General features: G+C 65.1%; 14 protein-coding genes. 8 read left to right on the top strand and 6 right to left on the bottom strand.

Going from position 1 to position 17,253, the window contains the following annotated elements; all coding sequences use genetic code 11:
• The 3 genes from DID96_RS22490 to DID96_RS22480 all read left to right on the top strand — a co-directional run.
• Nucleotides 1–401: cytochrome d ubiquinol oxidase subunit II (locus DID96_RS22490; protein ID WP_185732331.1), on the top strand; the 401-nt coding region annotated here is incomplete at its 5' end.
• 129 nt (nucleotides 402–530) lie between these two features.
• Complete coding sequence (locus DID96_RS22485) at nucleotides 531–1,451, top strand: bestrophin family protein (RefSeq protein ID WP_124601464.1); 921 nt, start codon at nucleotides 531–533, stop codon at nucleotides 1,449–1,451.
• Between the two features lie 88 nt (nucleotides 1,452–1,539).
• The gene (locus tag DID96_RS22480; protein ID WP_124601463.1) at nucleotides 1,540–1,962 is read left to right on the top strand and encodes a hypothetical protein; all 423 of its coding nucleotides are present in this window, start codon (nucleotides 1,540–1,542) and stop codon (nucleotides 1,960–1,962) included.
• 55 nt (nucleotides 1,963–2,017) lie between these two features.
• Here DID96_RS22480 and DID96_RS22475 read toward each other — a convergent pair whose 3' ends face one another.
• Both DID96_RS22475 and DID96_RS22470 read right to left on the bottom strand, forming a co-directional pair.
• Nucleotides 2,018–2,401 carry an ATP-dependent protease gene (locus tag DID96_RS22475; RefSeq protein ID WP_124601462.1) on the bottom strand — a complete coding sequence of 128 codons (384 nt, stop codon included), beginning with the start codon at nucleotides 2,399–2,401 and terminating at the stop codon, nucleotides 2,018–2,020.
• Nucleotides 2,402–2,475: 74 nt separating this feature from the next.
• The gene (locus DID96_RS22470) at nucleotides 2,476–3,510 is read right to left on the bottom strand and encodes an AraC family transcriptional regulator (RefSeq protein WP_185732330.1); all 1,035 of its coding nucleotides are present in this window, start codon (nucleotides 3,508–3,510) and stop codon (nucleotides 2,476–2,478) included.
• A 307-nt stretch (nucleotides 3,511–3,817) separates the two neighbouring features.
• Between DID96_RS22470 and DID96_RS22465 the strand changes: the two genes are divergently transcribed.
• The gene (locus tag DID96_RS22465; RefSeq protein WP_124601461.1) at nucleotides 3,818–4,555 is read left to right on the top strand and encodes a glutathione S-transferase family protein; all 738 of its coding nucleotides are present in this window, start codon (nucleotides 3,818–3,820) and stop codon (nucleotides 4,553–4,555) included.
• A gap of 89 nt (nucleotides 4,556–4,644) precedes the next feature.
• On the opposite strand, the gene DID96_RS22460 is transcribed toward DID96_RS22465, so the two are convergent.
• The 4 genes from DID96_RS22460 to DID96_RS22445 all read right to left on the bottom strand — a co-directional run bounded on the left by DID96_RS22460 (nucleotide 4,645) and on the right by DID96_RS22445 (nucleotide 12,180).
• Nucleotides 4,645–6,924 carry an FdhF/YdeP family oxidoreductase gene (locus tag DID96_RS22460; RefSeq protein WP_124601460.1) on the bottom strand — a complete coding sequence of 760 codons (2,280 nt, stop codon included), beginning with the start codon at nucleotides 6,922–6,924 and terminating at the stop codon, nucleotides 4,645–4,647.
• A 146-nt stretch (nucleotides 6,925–7,070) separates the two neighbouring features.
• Entirely contained in the window at nucleotides 7,071–9,941 is a 2,871-nt protein-coding gene (locus DID96_RS22455; RefSeq protein WP_124601459.1) for an AAA family ATPase, read from the bottom strand.
• 378 nt (nucleotides 9,942–10,319) lie between these two features.
• Nucleotides 10,320–11,132 (bottom strand): family 1 encapsulin nanocompartment shell protein, encoded by an 813-nt coding sequence (locus DID96_RS22450; RefSeq protein WP_124601458.1) that lies wholly within the window; start codon nucleotides 11,130–11,132, stop codon nucleotides 10,320–10,322.
• On the bottom strand, nucleotides 11,125–12,180 hold the full coding sequence (locus tag DID96_RS22445) for a Dyp-type peroxidase (RefSeq protein WP_124601457.1): 1,056 nt from the start codon (nucleotides 12,178–12,180) through the stop codon (nucleotides 11,125–11,127). Before DID96_RS22445 ends, DID96_RS22450 begins: the two co-directional genes overlap by 8 nt.
• Before the next feature lie 697 nt (nucleotides 12,181–12,877).
• Between DID96_RS22445 and DID96_RS22440 the strand changes: the two genes are divergently transcribed.
• The 4 genes from DID96_RS22440 (at nucleotide 12,878) to DID96_RS22420 (ending at nucleotide 17,208) form a co-directional block, all read left to right on the top strand.
• The gene (locus DID96_RS22440) at nucleotides 12,878–13,306 is read left to right on the top strand and encodes a phosphate-starvation-inducible protein PsiE (protein WP_124601473.1); all 429 of its coding nucleotides are present in this window, start codon (nucleotides 12,878–12,880) and stop codon (nucleotides 13,304–13,306) included.
• 220 nt (nucleotides 13,307–13,526) lie between these two features.
• A complete protein-coding gene (locus DID96_RS22435) occupies nucleotides 13,527–14,189 on the top strand; it encodes an SOS response-associated peptidase family protein (protein ID WP_124601456.1) in 663 nt (220 codons plus the stop codon).
• Between the two features lie 331 nt (nucleotides 14,190–14,520).
• A complete protein-coding gene (locus DID96_RS22425) occupies nucleotides 14,521–15,954 on the top strand; it encodes a cytosine permease (protein ID WP_124601455.1) in 1,434 nt (477 codons plus the stop codon).
• A 201-nt stretch (nucleotides 15,955–16,155) separates the two neighbouring features.
• Nucleotides 16,156–17,208 carry a porin gene (locus DID96_RS22420; protein ID WP_260463976.1) on the top strand — a complete coding sequence of 351 codons (1,053 nt, stop codon included), beginning with the start codon at nucleotides 16,156–16,158 and terminating at the stop codon, nucleotides 17,206–17,208.
• Nucleotides 17,209–17,253: the final 45 nt, after the last annotated feature.

Genomic DNA, 17,253 nt, shown 5'->3' with positions numbered 1-17,253 from the left:
GCGTGATGGGCGTCGTCAGTCTGTGGACCGTGATCGGCCTGCCGGCCGTCGCGCATCGCTGGTTCGGCAGCGGCGACCTCGTGTGGTTCCTGCCGGTGCCGGTGCTGGTGCTCGTCTGCGTGTGGGGGATTTTCCATACGGTGCGGCGCCAGCACGAGGCGACGCCGTTCCTGCTGACGCTCGCGCTGTGCTTCCTCGGCTACACGGGCCTCATCATCAGCATCTGGCCGAACATCGTGCCGCCGTCGCTGACGATCTGGGATGCGTCGTCGAGCCCGTCGAGCCAGCTGTTCGCGCTGGTCGGCACGGTGATCGTGCTGCCGATCATCCTCGTCTACAACGGGCTGCAATACCGCGTGTTTCGCGGCAAGGTGCGGGAAGGGGAGGGTTACCACCACTGACGCCGGCGGGCGCAGGCATCGTGGCGGGACCTGCGCAGAAGCGGCGGGTTCCGCGACGCCATCAATCCGGCCCCGCCCTGCGGGGCCGGTTTCGTTATGCAGGGGCAACGCGGCCCGCAGAGACACATCATGATCGTCAGACCGAAACAAAACTGGTTGCAGATGCTGTTCGTATGGAACGGCTCGGTATTGCAATCGATCATTCCGCAGCTGGTTTTCATGGCGATCGTCAGCACGACCGCCGTCTTCACGAACGGCCGGATCTTCGGGGAGAAGATTCCGCTCAACACCGCGCCGTTCACGCTGTTCGGGCTCGCGCTCGCGATCTTCCTCGCGTTTCGCAACAACGCGAGCTTCGAACGCTTCAAGGAGGCGCGGCACCTGTGGGGCGACGTGCTGATCGCGTCACGCGCGTTGACGTCGCAGATGCGGCACTATCTGCCCGAGCACGTCGACGATGCCATGCGCAACCAGACGACCGACCTGCTGATCGCGTTCGTCTACGCATTGAAGCATCAGTTGCGCCACACCGATCCGGCCGAAGACCTGACGCGCATCCTCGGGCGGGAGCGCACCGACGCGCTCGCCCGCAAAAGCTACAAGCCGGTCGCGCTGCTCGACGAGATTCGCGGCAACCTGACGCGGCTGCTGGCGCGCGCGCCGGACGCAGGCACGACGCGCTGGATGTTCGACGCGCAGCTCAATCATCTCGGCAACGCGGTCGGCGGCTGCGAACGGATCGCGTCGACGCCGATTCCGTTCGCGTACAGCGTGCTGCTGCATCGCACCGTCTATGCGTACTGCGTGATGTTGCCGTTCGGTCTCGTCGATTCGACGGAATTCTTCACGCCGCTGATCTGCGTGTTCATCTCGTATACGCTGATCGCGCTCGAGGCGATCGCCAACGAAGTCGCCGAACCGTTCGGCCTCGCGCCGAATGCGCTGGCGCTCGACGCGATCACGCGGACGATCGAGCGCTCGGTGCTCGAACTGTGCGGCAACGAGATTCCGAAGGAAGTCGCGCCGAGCGACACCTACCAGTTGACCTGACGCGCGGCGCTGGCCGGGCCGTTGAAAACGCGCGCATGCCATAATTCGCCCGTTCCTGAGCTACCGAACGCATCGTGCCCTACGCGAAATGATTTTGATCAGATCACTTGCCGCCGCCTGCCTGTTGCTGGCTGGATGTATTGCTACAGCGCACGCCGAGACGTACCCGCCAGAAGTATCGAGAAACATCGACAAACTCCAGTCCAAATGTGCCCGCAAGTCCAACGATCCCAAGGCGCCAGCCTGCATCGACTACAAGGCCACGTTGGCGCGCACCATTCCACCCGCCGTCCAGGCACTGATGCATCAGGAAGAAGCGGTCGATGACAAATGCCGGAACGGCCCGGCACCGGGACTATTGCCTGACGGGCAATATGCTCCGGGAAGCGCCTGCGCACAACGCGAACAACTGATGAAGACCATTCACCAGCACGGCTGGTGCTGGGGTCATACGGACATGGATAGCTACCATCCGGGTTGGGTGATCTGTCATCCGGGTGAATGGCAGTAAGGGCGCCCAGATCCCCGCACCCGGCACGACTTGAGACCCCAATGGCAAGCAACGGTCAGAGATCTCCGCGCACTTCACCGGTTCCCAGCGCGCTCCGCCGCCGGTTGACTTCCGCCCAAAGCTCATCGCTGTCGTCATTGCGCAGCAGGACCATCCAGTCCAGTTGATCGTCGGTCACGCCGAAGTACTCCAGGATTTCCCGGCGAACCGCATCGACGAACTGCGCGTATTCCGGGGTTGCCTGGGCCTGCGCGTGCAACGCATCGTATGTTGCATCGTCCGCGCCGTCGCCGTGCTCGTCGATATAGCGCGAGATCCACTGATCTCGTTCGCGGTCGTAATCGGCCTCGGCGCGCATCGCTTGCACAGCCGTGTAGAAATCCAATTGGGCAAACGCGGCGATCGCCGCCGTTGTCGCCTCGTCGAATGTAGTCGTCATTCCAAATTACCTGCGTTCGAAAGTCATCTGCTCAGTGCAGCACGAGGTAGCCAGAGCCATCGCTTATGATTTGCTCAACCGAGGTGCTTTCCGCTATTTGCTGATCGTCGTTTCAATTGACGCCATCTCCCTGGCGTGGTATCCGCCCATTCCCGGAAGGCACGGTAGAACGAGTTTGTATCCTGGTACCCTAAGAGCCAAGCCACTTCCTGGATAGCTAAAGCAGGGTCCGACAGCAGTTGCATGCCAAGCTCCTGACGAGCATCGCCGAGGAGCGCACGGAACGTCGTGCCTTCCGCTGTGATCCGACGCTGTAAAGTGCGTTCGCTCATGCCGAGCTCTCGCCCGACACTGGCGATCTCGGGACGGCCACTCGGCATAACCCGCTTGAGCACCGTTTTGATTTGCTCAACCAAGGTGCTTTCCGCTTCCAGTTCACCCATCGCTTGCGCCAGCGCGGGTGCAAGCATATGCAAGAGCTCCGGGTTGTGATTGATAAACGGGCGGTCAAGATCGGCGGAAGCCAGAACGAACCGGTTTTGTGCCGCGCCGAAGCGGATCGGGCAGTTGAAGTAGGCGCCGTGGAAGTCCGTAACGGGGCGAGCCCGCTTGAACTCAACCGCGACTGGGCTTAGATTTTGACCCGTTCCGCGCCGCCCCAACTCAATCAGCATTGCAAAGCTGGCATCGACTGAAAGATCAGGCTCCGGCTCAGAGCCCGGCGGCCATTCGATCGTGATTGAGACCCGGCCGTTCTTCTCGTCGCAATGGAGCTTATCGGGGCTGCAAAGCCGCTTGAATCGTATCACCCTCGCCAGACCATCACGATAATTTTCGGCATAGGTCGCGGCGAGGAACGCAAGCTTATGCGTTGCGGTGCTGGTGTCACGGACCATCTTGATGCCGAAGCTTGCATCACCTGACAGTGATTCGATGGCACGCCAGATTGCGAAAAGCTGGGTGGTGCTGATGCTTGCCGCTGCATCGTGGCGGAGCACGACAGGAAGATCGGCCGCCCTCAGGACCGCCTCAGAACGCAATCCTTGCAGCTCGACGGCTCGCCAGAAGGATTCTGGCACTTTGCAGCGGTCCCCACGAACATCTTTCATTGAGTTTCCATTCGATGGCGCCATGTGCAATCAAGGGCTTCGACTGCCTGGTCCCCACCCACATCGAAGATTCCTGGCGAACGCGAAGGAATCCTTCGCTGCGCCTGTGCAGGATAGAGGAGGCCGTCCGCTCAGGAAGGATTTGAGAGCAACCTTCGCCTGCAATCGCGCAATGGATCGCACTGTATTCGCGATTGGCGTACTCCGCAAGTTATCTGGCGTGTCAAGTCGATGCGACCATGCGACCATTGTTTTATCTTTCTCTCGTCATCCATGTAGCGGGCGGAATGTCCGGAGGAGCGTAACCATGCAGGCGAGAAAGAGTAACGAAGCAGAAGATCTGGTTCGGAAGAGCGGGACATTGCCACTGACGTTTTATACCAACCCCAACTCCCGCGGCCGCATTGTGCACTGGATGCTCGAAGAGGTAGGGTGCGAGTACGAAACGGTTGTGCTCGATTACGAACGCTCCAGCGAGGCGGATCGATGGGGCGGCGCAGCGCTCGCGCGTTCGTACGGCATTCTCGACGAGCGCAGTCGCTTTTTCACGGAAGTGAACCCGATGGGCAAGGTGCCGGCGATTGTGCATGACGGCCGGGTGATATCCGAGAGTGCGGCAATCTGCGCGTACCTGGCCGAAACCTTCCCGGATGCGGGGCTGGCGCCCACGGCGGAGGAGCGGGCTGATTATTACCGGTGGATGTTTTTCGCGGCGGGGCCGGTCGAGCAGGCTATCACCAACCATCGAGCCGGGTTCGTGCCGGCTGCGGAGCAGGAGTTCTTTTTCGGCCACGGCAGCTATGAGCGCACGGTGGATCAACTCGAACGCGCGGTGCGTTCAAGCACTTTCATTGCCGGAGAGCGATTCACTGCTGCTGACGTCTACGTCGGTTCGCATATCGGCTGGGGTCTGGGGCTCGAGACGCTGCCTAAGCGTGACGCCTTCCTGGAGTATGTCGGCAGGGTTACGCAGCGAGATGCCTTTCAAAGGGCTATCGCCAAGGGTGAAGCGCTGCTGGCTCTTGCAGATCGCTCACCCGTCTAGCCCGTATGCGCTGGGCCATACTGACCGCGGCCCGGGCATTTTGCTATCGGCGGCTCGCGGCATGAACGACTGCCGCGAGCCACCCACCGTCAGACGATAGCCGAGCGCGTCACCCGAACCGGCACCGACTTGTACGACGGCGTGCCGCTTTCCTTGTCGATGTAGTCGAGAGGCACCAGCACGTTCGCTTCCGGATAGTACGCGCCGACCGACCCCGGCGCGATGTCGTACTCGATCGCGGTGATCTTCTCGAGGCGCCGCGTGCGGCCCGACGGCGTGACCGTCTCGATGTCGACCAGGTCGCCGTGCTCGAGCCCGTACTTCGCGAAGTCCGCCGGGTTCATGAACAGCACGTCGCGACGCCCGAACACGCCGCGATAGCGGTCATCCAGCCCGTAGATCGTCGTGTTGTACTGGTCGTGGCTGCGCAGCGTGATCAGCCGCAGCACCTGCTCGGCGCCGAGCACGTCCGCGTCTTCCTTCACGCCCGTGTACACCGAGAACATCGCCTTGCCGGTCGGCGTCGGCCATACGCGCTCGGTCGGCGGCAGCGGCAGGCGGAAGCCGCCCGGCGTGCGGATGCGTTCGTTGAACGCCTCGAAGCCCGGAATCGTCCGGTCGATCATGTCGCGGATGCGGTCGTAGTCGGCAATCGCGTCGAGCCACTGCACCTTGCTGTTCGGCAGCGTCGCGTGCGCGATTCCCGCGACGATCGCCGGCTCCGAGCGCAGGAACTCGGACGCGGGCTTCAGCTTGCCGGCCGACGCGTGGACCATCGACATCGAATCCTCGACCGTCACCGATTGCGGGCCGCCCGCCTGCACGTCGAGCTCGGTGCGGCCGAGCACCGGGAGAATGTAGGTCTCCTTTGCGACCAGCAGGTGCGAGCGGTTGAGCTTGGTGCCGAGATGCACGCTCAGGTCGAGCTTGCCCATCGCGGGGAACGACTGCTCGGGATCGGGCAGCGCCACCGCGAAATTGCCGCCGAGGCACAGCAGCGCCTTGGCGGTGCCGTCGATCATCGCCTGCATCGTCTGGACCGCGTCGTGCCCGTGGTGTTGCGGCGGGGTGAAGCCGAACACGTCCTCGAGCTTCTTCAGGAAATCCGCGGACGGCTTTTCGGTGATGCCGACGGTGCGGTTGCCCTGCACGTTCGAGTGGCCGCGCAGCGGGCAGATGCCCGCGCCGGGCTTGCCGAAATTGCCGCGCATCAGCAGCAGGTCGGCGATCAGGCGCACGTTGGCCGTGCCCTTGTTGTGCTGGGTGACGCCCATCCCGTACGTGATGATGGTCGCGTTCGATTTCGCATACGCGAGCGCGACCTGTTCGAGCTGCGCCTGGCTGAGGCCGCTGGCCCGCTCGATGTCGTCCCACGGCGTCGCTTCCAGGTCCGCCGCGAACGCGTCGAAGCCTTCGGTGTGCGCCGCAATGAACGCGCGATCCAGCACGTTGCCCTGTTCGGCATCCAGCGCGAGCAGCGCCTTCATGATCCCCTTGAGCGCGGCCGCGTCGCCGCCCGCGTCGACCTGGAAGTACGTCGACGCGATCCGGGTCGAGCCGAACGACGCCATCTCGATCATGTCCTGCGGGTCCGCGAAGCGTTCGAGCGCGCGTTCGCGCAGCGGATTGAACACGATGATCGGCACGTTGCGCCGCGAGCACTCGTGCAGCGTGCCCATCATCCGCGGGTGGTTGGTGCCGGGATTGTGGCCGATCGCGATGATCAGCTCGCACTTGTCGAAGTCCTCCAGCGACACCGTGCCCTTGCCGATCCCGATCGATTGCGGCAGCCCGACGCTGGTCGGCTCGTGGCACATGTTCGAGCAGTCGGGGAAGTTGTTGGTGCCGTATTCGCGCGCGAACAGCTGGTACAGGTACGCGGCCTCGTTCGACGCGCGCCCTGACGTATAGAACTCGACCTGCTCCGGTGAAAGGCTGCGCAGCACCTCGCCGATGCGCGCGAATGCGTCGTCCCATTCGACCGCGCGGAACGTGTCGGTCGCGCGATCGTAGACGAGCGGGTGCGTGAGCCGGCCCATGTTCTCCAGTTCGTAGTCCGACATGCGCAACAGCGACGACACCGTGTTCGCCGCGAAGAACTCGGGCGGCACGCGCTTGGTCGTCGCTTCCCACGTGACGGCCTTCGCGCCGTTTTCGCAGAACTGGAACGTGGACTTGTGCTCCTTGTCGGGCCATGCGCAGCCGGGACAGTCGAAACCGTCGGGCTGGTTCGTTCGCATCAGGATGACGGGCGCCTCGAAGGTGTCCATCTGGGTCCTGACGGCATCGGCCGTGGCGCGAAGCGCGCCCCAACCGCCGGCGGGCCCGTCGTACTTCCTGATACCTGGCACTTCGCGTCGATTTGTCATGTTAATGCTCCGTGAGCCGTGCCGGACACGCCGGATCCGGGCTCGGGTTATGCCGCGTCGCGGCTGCATGCGGCGCCGTCCCGCGCGAGCAGGGCGGCGCCGGTGGCGCGCGGTATGCGCGGCCGTCCGGGTTGCGGACGGTCGCGCTACCGCGCTTCCTTCTTGTCGCCGGACGATTTCGCGCGCGACGTCTTGCGGGCCGGCGCTTTCGCGGCCGCGTCCCTGATGTCTGACGGCAGATCGCCGGCCGCTTCGGCCGCTACATGACCGTCGCCCGACGTGTCACCCGATGCGTTGGCGTCGTCGGCGGCCTTGCCGTCCTTCGACGCATCCTGCGCCGGCGACAGCTTGTTGAATGTGACGACGTCGCTGGCCTTGTCGTAGTCGATCTCGACGCGGTCGCCCGATTTCAGCGTGTCGCCGAGAATCTCCTTCGCAAGGCGCGTCTCGATGATCTGGCGGATCTGGCGCTTCAATTCGCGTGCGCCGAATTCGGGCTGGTGGCCGACGTCGGCGAGATGATCGACGAGTGCATCGCCGAACGTGAGCGTGATGTCCTGCGCGGCCGCGGTGCGGATCACGCGGTCGAGCTGGATCTTCACGATCGCGCGGATGTCGTCCTTCGACAGCGCGTCGAACACGATGATCTCGTCGATCCGGTTCAGGAACTCGGGGCGGAAGTGGCCCTTGAGCACCTGCATCAGTTCGCCCTTGATCGCCTTGTCGGTCTTGCGCGCGGCGTCGGGCTGCGTCAGGTTGTCCATGATGATCGCCGCGCCGAGGTTGCTGGTCGCGATCAGGATCGTGTTGCTGAAGTCGACGACGCGGCCCTTGCCGTCGGTGAGCCGGCCATCGTCGAACACCTGCAGCAGGACGTTGTAGACGTCCGGGTGCGCCTTCTCGATCTCGTCGAGCAGGATCACGCTGTACGGCCGCCGCCGCACGCGCTCGGTGAGCTGGCCGCCTTCGTCGTAGCCGACGTAGCCGGGCGGCGCGCCGATCAGCCGCGCGACCGCGTGCCGTTCCATGTATTCGGACATGTCGATGCGGACGATCGCCTGTTCGTCGCCGAACACGGTTTCGGCGAGCGCCTTCGCGAGCTCGGTCTTGCCGACGCCGGTCGGCCCGAGGAACAGGAACGTCGCGATCGGCCGGTGCGTGTGGCCGAGGCCCGCGCGCGACAGCCGCACCGCGTCGCTGACCGCAACCACCGCGTCAGCCTGGCCGACGACGCGCTCGCGCAGCCGCGCTTCCATCTGCAGCAGCTTCTGACGCTCTTCCTGCGTCAGCTCGGAGACGGGAATGCCGGTCAGGCGCGACACCACGTCGGCGACCGACGCGACCGTCACCTCGAGGGTTTCCGAGCCGGTCTTGCGCTGCCATGCTTCCATCTGCTCGTCGAGCTGCGTCTGCTTGTCGGCGATGCGTTCCTCGAAGCGCTTCGCCTCGTCGAAGCGCTTGCGCGACGATGCGTAGTCCTGTTCGCGCTTCAGTTGCGCGAGCTCTGCCTCGAGCTCCTGGATCGCGGCCGGCCGCGACGTCGAGCCGATCCGCACGCGCGCGGCGGCCTGGTCGATCAGGTCGATCGCCTTGTCGGGCAGGAAGCGCGACGTGATGTAGCGGTCCGCGAATTCGGCGGCCGCGACGAACGCGTCGTCGGTGAAGGTCACCTGGTGATGCGCTTCGAGCTTGTCGCGCAGCCCGCGCAGGATCACGATCGTCTGCTCGACGCTCGGCTCGGGCACGAGCACCGGCTGGAAGCGCCGCTCGAGCGCTGCGTCCTTTTCGATGTACTTCTGGTATTCGTTGAGCGTCGTCGCGCCGATCAGGCTCAGCTCGCCGCGCGCGAGCGCCGGCTTCAGCACGTTCGCGATATCGAGGCCGCCTTCGCCGCCGCCTTGTCCCGCGCCGACGATCGTGTGCAGTTCGTCGATGAACAGCACCAGCTCGTCCTGCTTCGCGGTCACTTCGTCGATCAACTGCTTCGCGCGTTCCTCGAATTCGCCGCGGTATTTCGCGCCGGCCACCATCGAGTTGATGTTCACCTCGACGAGCCGCTTGTTGCGCAGCACTTCGGGCACGTCGCCGTTGACGATCCGCTGCGCGAGGCCTTCGACGATCGCCGTCTTGCCGACGCCCGGTTCGCCGATCAGCACCGGATTGTTCTTCTTGCGCCGCGCGAGCACCTCGATCGTGCTCTCGATTTCCTGCGCGCGGCCGAGCACCGGGTCGAGCTTGCCCTGGCGCGCGAGCGCGGTGAGATCGCGGCCGAACTTGTCGAGATTGGGCGTGCCGGTCGGCGTATCGATGCGGCCGTCTTCCGCACCCTTGCCGACGACCTTCACGACCTTCTGGCGCAGCGCCTCGGGCGTCACGCCGTATTTCTTCAGCAGCGCGCCCGCGATGCTGTCGGGCACGGCCGCGAGGCCGATCAGCAGATGCTCGGGCCCGATATACGAGTGACCGAGATCGCGCGACGCCTGGAACGCGAACTGGATCGCCTTCTTCACGCGCGGCGAGATCGTCATCCGGTCGACGGGTGCGTCGGGGTCCGCGGTGCCGGTCTGCGCGTGTTCGTCGATGTAGCGCCTGATGTCGTCCGGCGACAGCTTCAGCTCTTTCAGCAGCGCGGCGCAGACGTCGGTATCGGCGAGCACGTACAGCAGGTGCTCGGTATCGAGCTCCGTGCGGCGCAGTTCGTGCGCCTTTTCGGCCGCGCGCTGCAGCAGTTCGAGGGTCTGTTCGCTGAACGCGTCGGTCGCGTCGACCGATTCGCGCGGCAGTTCCGCCGCGAGATGGCCGTCGTCGTGACCTTCGTCGCCGAAGCCGCCGAAGAAGTGCGACAGGTCGCTTCCTCCACCGAGCAGCGTGTCGAACGGATTGAGCATGCTCTGGTGCCGCATCAGCTGACGGTAGTGGTAGTCGCAGATCGAAATCGACTTGCGCTCGCCGTTCTGCGTCACCGTGGCGCGCGCCACGGCGGGGCGGGCATGGCAGATATCGCAAAGTGCGGGCATTGTGGATGACTCCTGTCAGTAAAGAGGTCGATGTCCGACGGGAGCGCTGATGCTTCGAGGCGCCCTTCGCATCACGTTGACTGCATCCAAAAATAGCGGATCGACAGGCGCTGTCCAAGGCACAGTTCGATGCCATCGCGACGAGGAATTGCACCCCTGCGCGCGCGTGTCGCGCGAATGCGAGGAGTACAGACGGACATGCGTTTGTCATGCACGCGTGAAGGACATGCGGGACGTGCGCGACGTGCGCGACTTGCGTCACGTCGTCAGACGAACGGATTCAGGCAGGCGCGCGCTTATGGGCGACGCGGGGGCGGGGTGGAGGATGAGGGCGTGGCGGGGTGAGGGAGGCCGGCGCCGCGGCGCCGGACCGTTGCGTCAGGCTGCCGGCGGCTGAGCGGCCACCGCGACCGATGCCTCGCTCGTCAGCATCAGGAACGTGAGCGTTTCGCGCAGGTACAGCCGAACGACGTCGCCGGTATGACTGTGATAGCCGATCGACACGTCTTCGCCAAGGTGCAATGCGAAGTCGCCGCCGCGCGTCGACAGCACGCAGCCGCCGCTGATCGCGGGCGCCCAGACGATCTCGCCGTTGACGATGCGCTTCAGGTGGTCGATGACCGGATAGCCCTGTTCGCGTGCTTCGCCGAGCGCCGTGTAAGCATCCGCGCCAAGCAGCACGGAATAGGGGCCGTCGACGCCCGCGAGCCGCAGTGCCTCCAGTGCTTCGCCGATCGCGCCCGGATAGGCGCGCACATCGGCGGGCAGCGCGATCTTGCGGTTCGATGTCGCTTCGCGAATCCCGACGATGCCGGCGGCCGCATAGCCGTCGAAGATCGCGCTGTCCTCGACGAACGCGAGCCGCTGCGCGGCGTCCTTCGCCGGCTGCCAGTCGGCGTCGCGCGCGCCGCGCTCGACCGCGTCGATCGCCTCGCGCCGCAGCTCGAATGGCACGGTGAACTCGACGAGCGCCTTGACCTCGCGCAGCTTTGCGCCGACGTGCTCGCGCGGCGCGGCGATGTCGCGCAAGTGGCCCGTGCCGACGCCAGACAGCTCGATGCCGTCCGGCCCGACGACGTCGACGACGCGCCGGCCCGCAACCGAGCGCTTGAAGGTGCGGGCTACTTCCTCTTCGATCTGCGACCACGCGGCGGTCGAGATCGGAGCGAGTTCGCGATGCAGGTTATTCATACGAGTGGGTTCCTTTGAGCGAGCCGATTTTCAGCGAGCCGTCCACAGGCGGCTCGGTCGACGGGGAGGCCGCCGGGGCGAGATTGTCGGCATTGGCGGCCGGCGCGGCGCGTGTCGCAAGCGCATCGAGCAGGTCGGCCGACGGCACGAAGAACAGCGAGCCCGTCACCGCGCGGCTGTAATCGAGCAGGCGGTCGTAATTGCCGGGCGGACGGCCGACGAACATGTTCTCGAGCATCTGTTCGATCGGTGCGGGCGAGCGCGCGTAGCCGATGAAGTAGGTGCCGAATTCGCCCGCGCCGGGGCGGCCGAACGGCATGTTGTCGCGCAAGATTTTCACTTCCTCGCCGTTCTCGACGAGCGTCGTCAGCGAGCTGTGCGACGACGACGGCTTGACCGCCGCGTCGAGCTCGATGTCGGACAGCTTGGTGCGGCCGATGATGCGTTCCTGCGTCTCGACCGACAGCGCGTTCCAGCCGGCCATGTCGTGCAGGTATTTCTGCACGATCACGTAGCTGCCGCCCGCGAATTCGGCATCCTCGTCACCGATCACCGTGAAGTCGGCCGCTTCGCGCCCGGACGGGTTCTCGGTGCCGTCGACGAAGCCGATCATCGCGCGCTGGTCGAAATAGCGAAAGCCGTGTACTTCGTCGACGATCTTCACCGCGTCGCCGAGGCGGCCGACGAGCTGGGTCGCGAGTTCGAAGCACAGATCCGTCGCGTCGGCGCGGATGTGCAGCAGGATGTCGCCGGGCGTCGCGACCGCGACGCGCTGGCCCGTGCCGAATTCGCGGAACGGGTGCAGCGCCGCGGGCCGCGGCGTACCGAACAGCGCATCCCACGCGTCGGCGCCGAAGCCGCACACGCACGACAGATTGCCGGCCGGCACGCGCTTGCCGACCGAGCGGACGAGCGCGGCGATGTCGCCGCACCATGCGCGGACCATGTCCGCGTGGTCGACGCCGGGGTTGATGGTCGCAACGAGGAAGATCGCGTTGCGGGTAGGGGGACTATGGACGTTCTGCGGGGACGGTGGGTTGGTCTGCATCGGGGCATGCCGGTTGGTTACGCCGATTCGATACGCGAGTCATCGAAACGATGCATCGCGAAAACGGATCGGACGAGTGTGTCATGGGTTGCCGTGCTCTCTTGTGACAGGCGCGGCCGTCGCACAGCGCGTGCGGTCCGTCGCGTGTGCGCCGCCGTGGCCCGCTGCTGCGTCGCGATGCCGCAGCGGCACAGTACGTCGCGCGTCGCCACGCTGCGCGCGGCGCCTGCCGAAATACATCGTTGCGCAAGCAATCTAGCAGCTTCGGTGCGTCTTTGGAACACGTCGGGCCGATCTGTTATCCGATTCTGCGCTCCGTCAATGGCCGACCCCACCCGCTGGCAACAGCTGTGCTCCTGATCTGTGCTCTTGATGCGACCGCGCCGCGTGCATTAGATTAGGACCGCCCGGCCATCCGACGAGAGGCATCACGATCAAGCTGCTTGAAGCGATGGGTGTTCATGTCGGCGCGGTCGAGCAGGCGATCGACGAAACCACGCGTGATGCACTGTCAGATTATTTGGACAACGAATAGATTAGCGGTGGGCGGGCGCCACGTCACGGCATCCGTTCAAGCGCTTCGACGTCGTCCGGATACGCGTGGGGCCGCAGCCGCGTTCCGCGCCGACCGATTCAATTTCCAGATTCCACTTTCACGCAGCCGATCACCTTGAATACAGTGAACACCTCCCGTTCCATGCTCAACGCGGCGGAGCGCCTGCGCCGGCGCTTCGACGGCTTCCTGCACGCGGCTGAACTCGCCGGGCTCGTGCTGATCGGCCTCGCGACGACGTTCGCGATGGCTCAGGAGGCATGGAAGGTCGTCGTCGCGGGGCAGGTGTCGCTGACCGATCTGCTGCTGATGTTCCTGTATCTGGAAGTGCTCGCGATGACGGTGCGCTACCTGCGCCTCGGGCGGTTGCCCGTGCGTTTCCCGCTGTACATCGCGATGACGTCGCTCGCGCGGGACCTGATCCTGCGTGGCGTGACGGACAGCCCCGAGCACATGCTGATGACGACGCTCGGCATCGTGCTGCTCGCCGTCGGCGTGCTGATCCTGCGTTTCGGCCAGCACCGGTTTCCGGCCGACGCGGACGAAGCCGACGACGTGCCGGGCGGCCGATAGCGCGGCGCCGGCCGGCGGCTCCGCCATCGCTGCGTCGGGGAAGCCGCCAGGCGTCGAGCACGGCGATTGCCGTGAAAGCTTGCCGACACGTTTGCGTGTGTAGCCGATGTCCGCCGGTTCGGTTGCTTGCCTGGCGCTGCCTCGATCCGGTTTTTTGCGCCAACCACCGACGCGCCATGTCCTACGATGAAAGGATCCCGTCTCATCGCAGGTTGCCGCCGTGTGCACCAACTACCGCGCGCCGGACGAAGATCCGGGCATCAGCGAACTGAAGATCGGCATCGGCGACCTGTTTCGCCGCGATCCGTGGGAGCCGGACGTGTATCCGGACTACGCGGCGCCGATCGCATGCGCGCAGGGCGACGGCCTTGCGGTGGTCAAGGCCGTGTTCGGTTTCTGGCCGAAGTTCATGCAGCCCGAGCGGGTCGACGAAAACGGCAGGAAAAAGAAGAAGCTCGACACGATGAACGCGCGCGCCGAGACGGTCGGCACCTCGCGGCTGTACGGCAAGGCGTGGCGCGACGGGCAGCGCTGCCTGATCCCGGCGCGCTGGATCTGCGAGCCGTGCTACGAGACGGGCCGTAACGTGTGGCACCGGATCGGCCTCGCCGATTGGGGCACCTGCTGCGTGGCCGGCATCTGGCGGCGCTACGAAGGCGACGACGGCCGGCCGCTGATCGGCATGTCGATGCTGACGGTCAACGCGGACGGGCACCCCGTGTTTGCGCGGATGCACCGGCCCGGCGACGAGAAGCGGGGCGTCGTGATCCTGCGCGGCGACGACTACGACGAATGGCTGCACACGACCAACGTCGAGGCCGCGCGCCTCATGCTGCAACTGCTGCCGGCCGACGACCTGGCGGCCGAGCCGAATCCGAAGTAGCGGCGAGCGGGCCGGATTGCTCCCGGCTTTCAGCAAGCGGATTCCTAAGCATCGGACGATGTCCAACTTCGTAGCGCGAATTAATCAGACAAATTCGAAAATTAGCCGATCTCGGGTAATCACCAATATCCTCGAAGTTGTATATACAAGATGATCCGCAGGCAATATCGGCACGAGCCGTGCCGATTGCGCGCCAGCGTGCTGACCGTGCGTGCCTGGCGCTTGCCGGCGATCCACGGCATTCCACTCCGACGAGCCACTAAAGGCGGCTCGGCACGCGCCCCGTATCGATGGATACATTTGTGATCCTAAGCAATTTGGAGATTTCCTCGTGTCAACGAATTCCAGTGGAAAAGCCGGCGGAGGCCTGATCGAGGTCCGCTCGATCGATTTCATCCCCGATTCGGAACGCCACGGCGGGCTGCTCAGCCAGTTCACGCTGTGGCTGTCCGCCAACATGCAGATCACGGCGATCGTGACCGGCGCATTGGCGGTCGTGCTCGGCGGCGACGTGTTCTGGTCGCTGCTCGCGCTCCTGATCGGGCAACTGATCGGCGGCGCCGTGATGGCGCTGCACGGCGCGCAGGGGCCTCAGCTCGGCCTGCCGCAGATGATCTCGAGCCGCGTGCAGTTCGGCGTGTATGGCGCGATGATCCCGATCGTGCTCGTCTGCCTGATGTACATCGGCTTCTCCGCGAGCGGCTCGGTGCTGGCAGGGCAGGCCGTCGCGCAGTTGCTGCACGTCGACGACGCGGCCGGCATCCTGCTGTTCGCCGCCGTGATCGTCGTGCTGACCGTGTTCGGCTATCGCGCGATCCACGCTGTCGGCCGCATCGCCAGCGTGATCGGCATCGTCGCGTTCGTCTACATGTTCTCGCAGCTGTTCGCGAACCACGACGTCGGCGCGCTGCTCGCGAACCGGCACTTCTCGCTCGCGAGCTTCCTGCTGTCGATGTCGCTGTCCGCGTCGTGGCAGATCGCGTTCGGGCCGTATGTGGCCGACTACTCGCGCTACCTGCCGCGTTCGACGTCGTCGTTCGCGACGTTCGTCGCGGTGGGCCTCGGTTCGGTGATCGGCGCGCAGGCGGCGATGGTGTTCGGCGTGTTCGCCGCGGCGCTCGCTGGCAAGCAGTTCGCGCATCACGAAGTCGCCTATATCGTGGGGCTCGGCTCGACGGGCGCCGTGGCCGCGCTGCTGTATTTCAGCATCGCGTTCGGCAAGGTGACCGTGACGGCGCTCAACGCGTACGGCAGCTTCATGTCGATGGCGACGATCATCAGCGGCTTCCGCGGCAAGGGCGCCGTGTCGTCGAAGAGCCGTCTCGTGTACATCTTCGGGATGATCTGCGTATCGACGCTGATCGCGCTCGCAGGCCGCCACTCGTTCCTGAAGGAATTCACCGCGTTCATCCTGTTCCTGCTCGCGTTCTTCACGCCGTGGAGCGCGATCAACCTCGTCGACTACTACTGCTTCACGAAGTCCCGCTACGATGTGCCGGCGCTGTCCGATCCCGACGGCCGCTACGGCCGCTGGAACGTGATGGCGATCACGATCTACGTGGTCGGCATCCTCGTGCAGCTGCCGTTCATGTCGACCCACATCTACACGGGGCCGCTCGTCGACGCGCTCGGCGGCACCGACATCTCGTGGATCCTCGGCCTCGTCGTTCCGGCGATCCTGTATTACGTTGGTGCGCGCGTGTCGCGCCGGAGCATTCCCGAACGGCTGATCCTGCCGTTCGAGGGCGGCGAACTCAAGAACTGACGATGCACGCTCCGCGCCGCGCGCGGAGCAGCCCGATCCGGCCGGCCGCACCGCGCGACGGTGCGCATTGCATCGCTTCGATGCGATGCAATGCAATGCGCATAGGCCGCTCTCCCATATTTCTCTGACCGCAGGACGGCACACCGGTGTCGTCCCGGCGCAGTGCTGTCTCTTCAAATAAATAGTATGACTAAATTAATGATGAATCGTGTGCCGTCGTTCAGCCAGCCGTTCGCGCGCATCGGCGTTCCTTGCGCGTGCGCGGCTGCCGTCCTCGCGTGCTCGGGCGCGGCGCGCGCGCAGGATGGCGTCACGCTGTACGGCGTGATCGACGAGTTCGCGCAGTATGTGAACACCGGCAACGGCTACACGGCGGCAATCGGTTCGGGCGGGCAGTGGGGCAGCCGCTTCGGCGTGAAGGGTGGGGAAGATATCGGCGGCGGACAGAAGATCGAGTTCGCGCTGGAAAACGGCTTCAACCCGAACGACGGTTCGCTTGCGAAATCAGGAAGCCTGTTCAGCAGGCAGGCGTGGGTCGGCATCGCGGGGCAGTGGGGCAAGGTGCGCGCGGGCCGCCAGAACTCGCCGCTGTTCAACGACCAGGGCGGGCAGGACGCGTTCGGTGGCGTCACGCAGGCGTCCGGCATGGACAACCTGACGGTCTTCGCGTTCCGCACGAGCAATACCGTGTCGTACCAGAGCCCCGAGATCGCCGGCTTCCAGGCGGGCGTGTATTTCGGGTTCGGCGACGCGGGCGGCGTGCGCTCCGCCGGATCGAGCCAGCAGTTCGACGTGACCTACGAGCACGGGCCGTTCGCCGCGTTCGTCGCCGGCCAATGGCTGAAGAACGCCACCGCGACGACGGACCGCACGATCATGGCCGGCGCGTCCTATGCGATCGGCAAGGCGACCGTTTATGGCGGCTTCTCGGCGGTGAAGTGGGACGACCTCGGCGTCGACTCGCGGGTCTACGGGCTGTCGGTGAAATACCAGCTGAACCCGGCGAACTACGTGGCGCTTGGCTACGCGTATCTGCACGACCAGGCGTCGCAGGGCAACAACGCAGATCAGGTTGGCCTGATGTACGAGTACGACCTGTCGAAGCGCACCAGCTTCTACGGCGCGCTGTCGTACCTGCGCAACCGCAACCAGGCCGGCTATACCCTCGCCGGTGCGGCGAACCCGGGCTTGCCGCTCGCCTATCCGGGCGCGAATGCCCGTGGCGTGCAGCTTGGCATCGTGCATCGCTTCTGATGGTGCGGCGGCTCCGGGCTGTGCGCCCGGAGCCGTCCCATCCTG

The organism is Burkholderia sp. Bp8963 (assembly GCF_003854275.1).
Lineage (GTDB): Bacteria > Pseudomonadota > Gammaproteobacteria > Burkholderiales > Burkholderiaceae > Burkholderia.
Note: the sequence above shows the minus strand (reverse complement) of the source record. Positions and strands in the feature narration are given on the sequence as shown.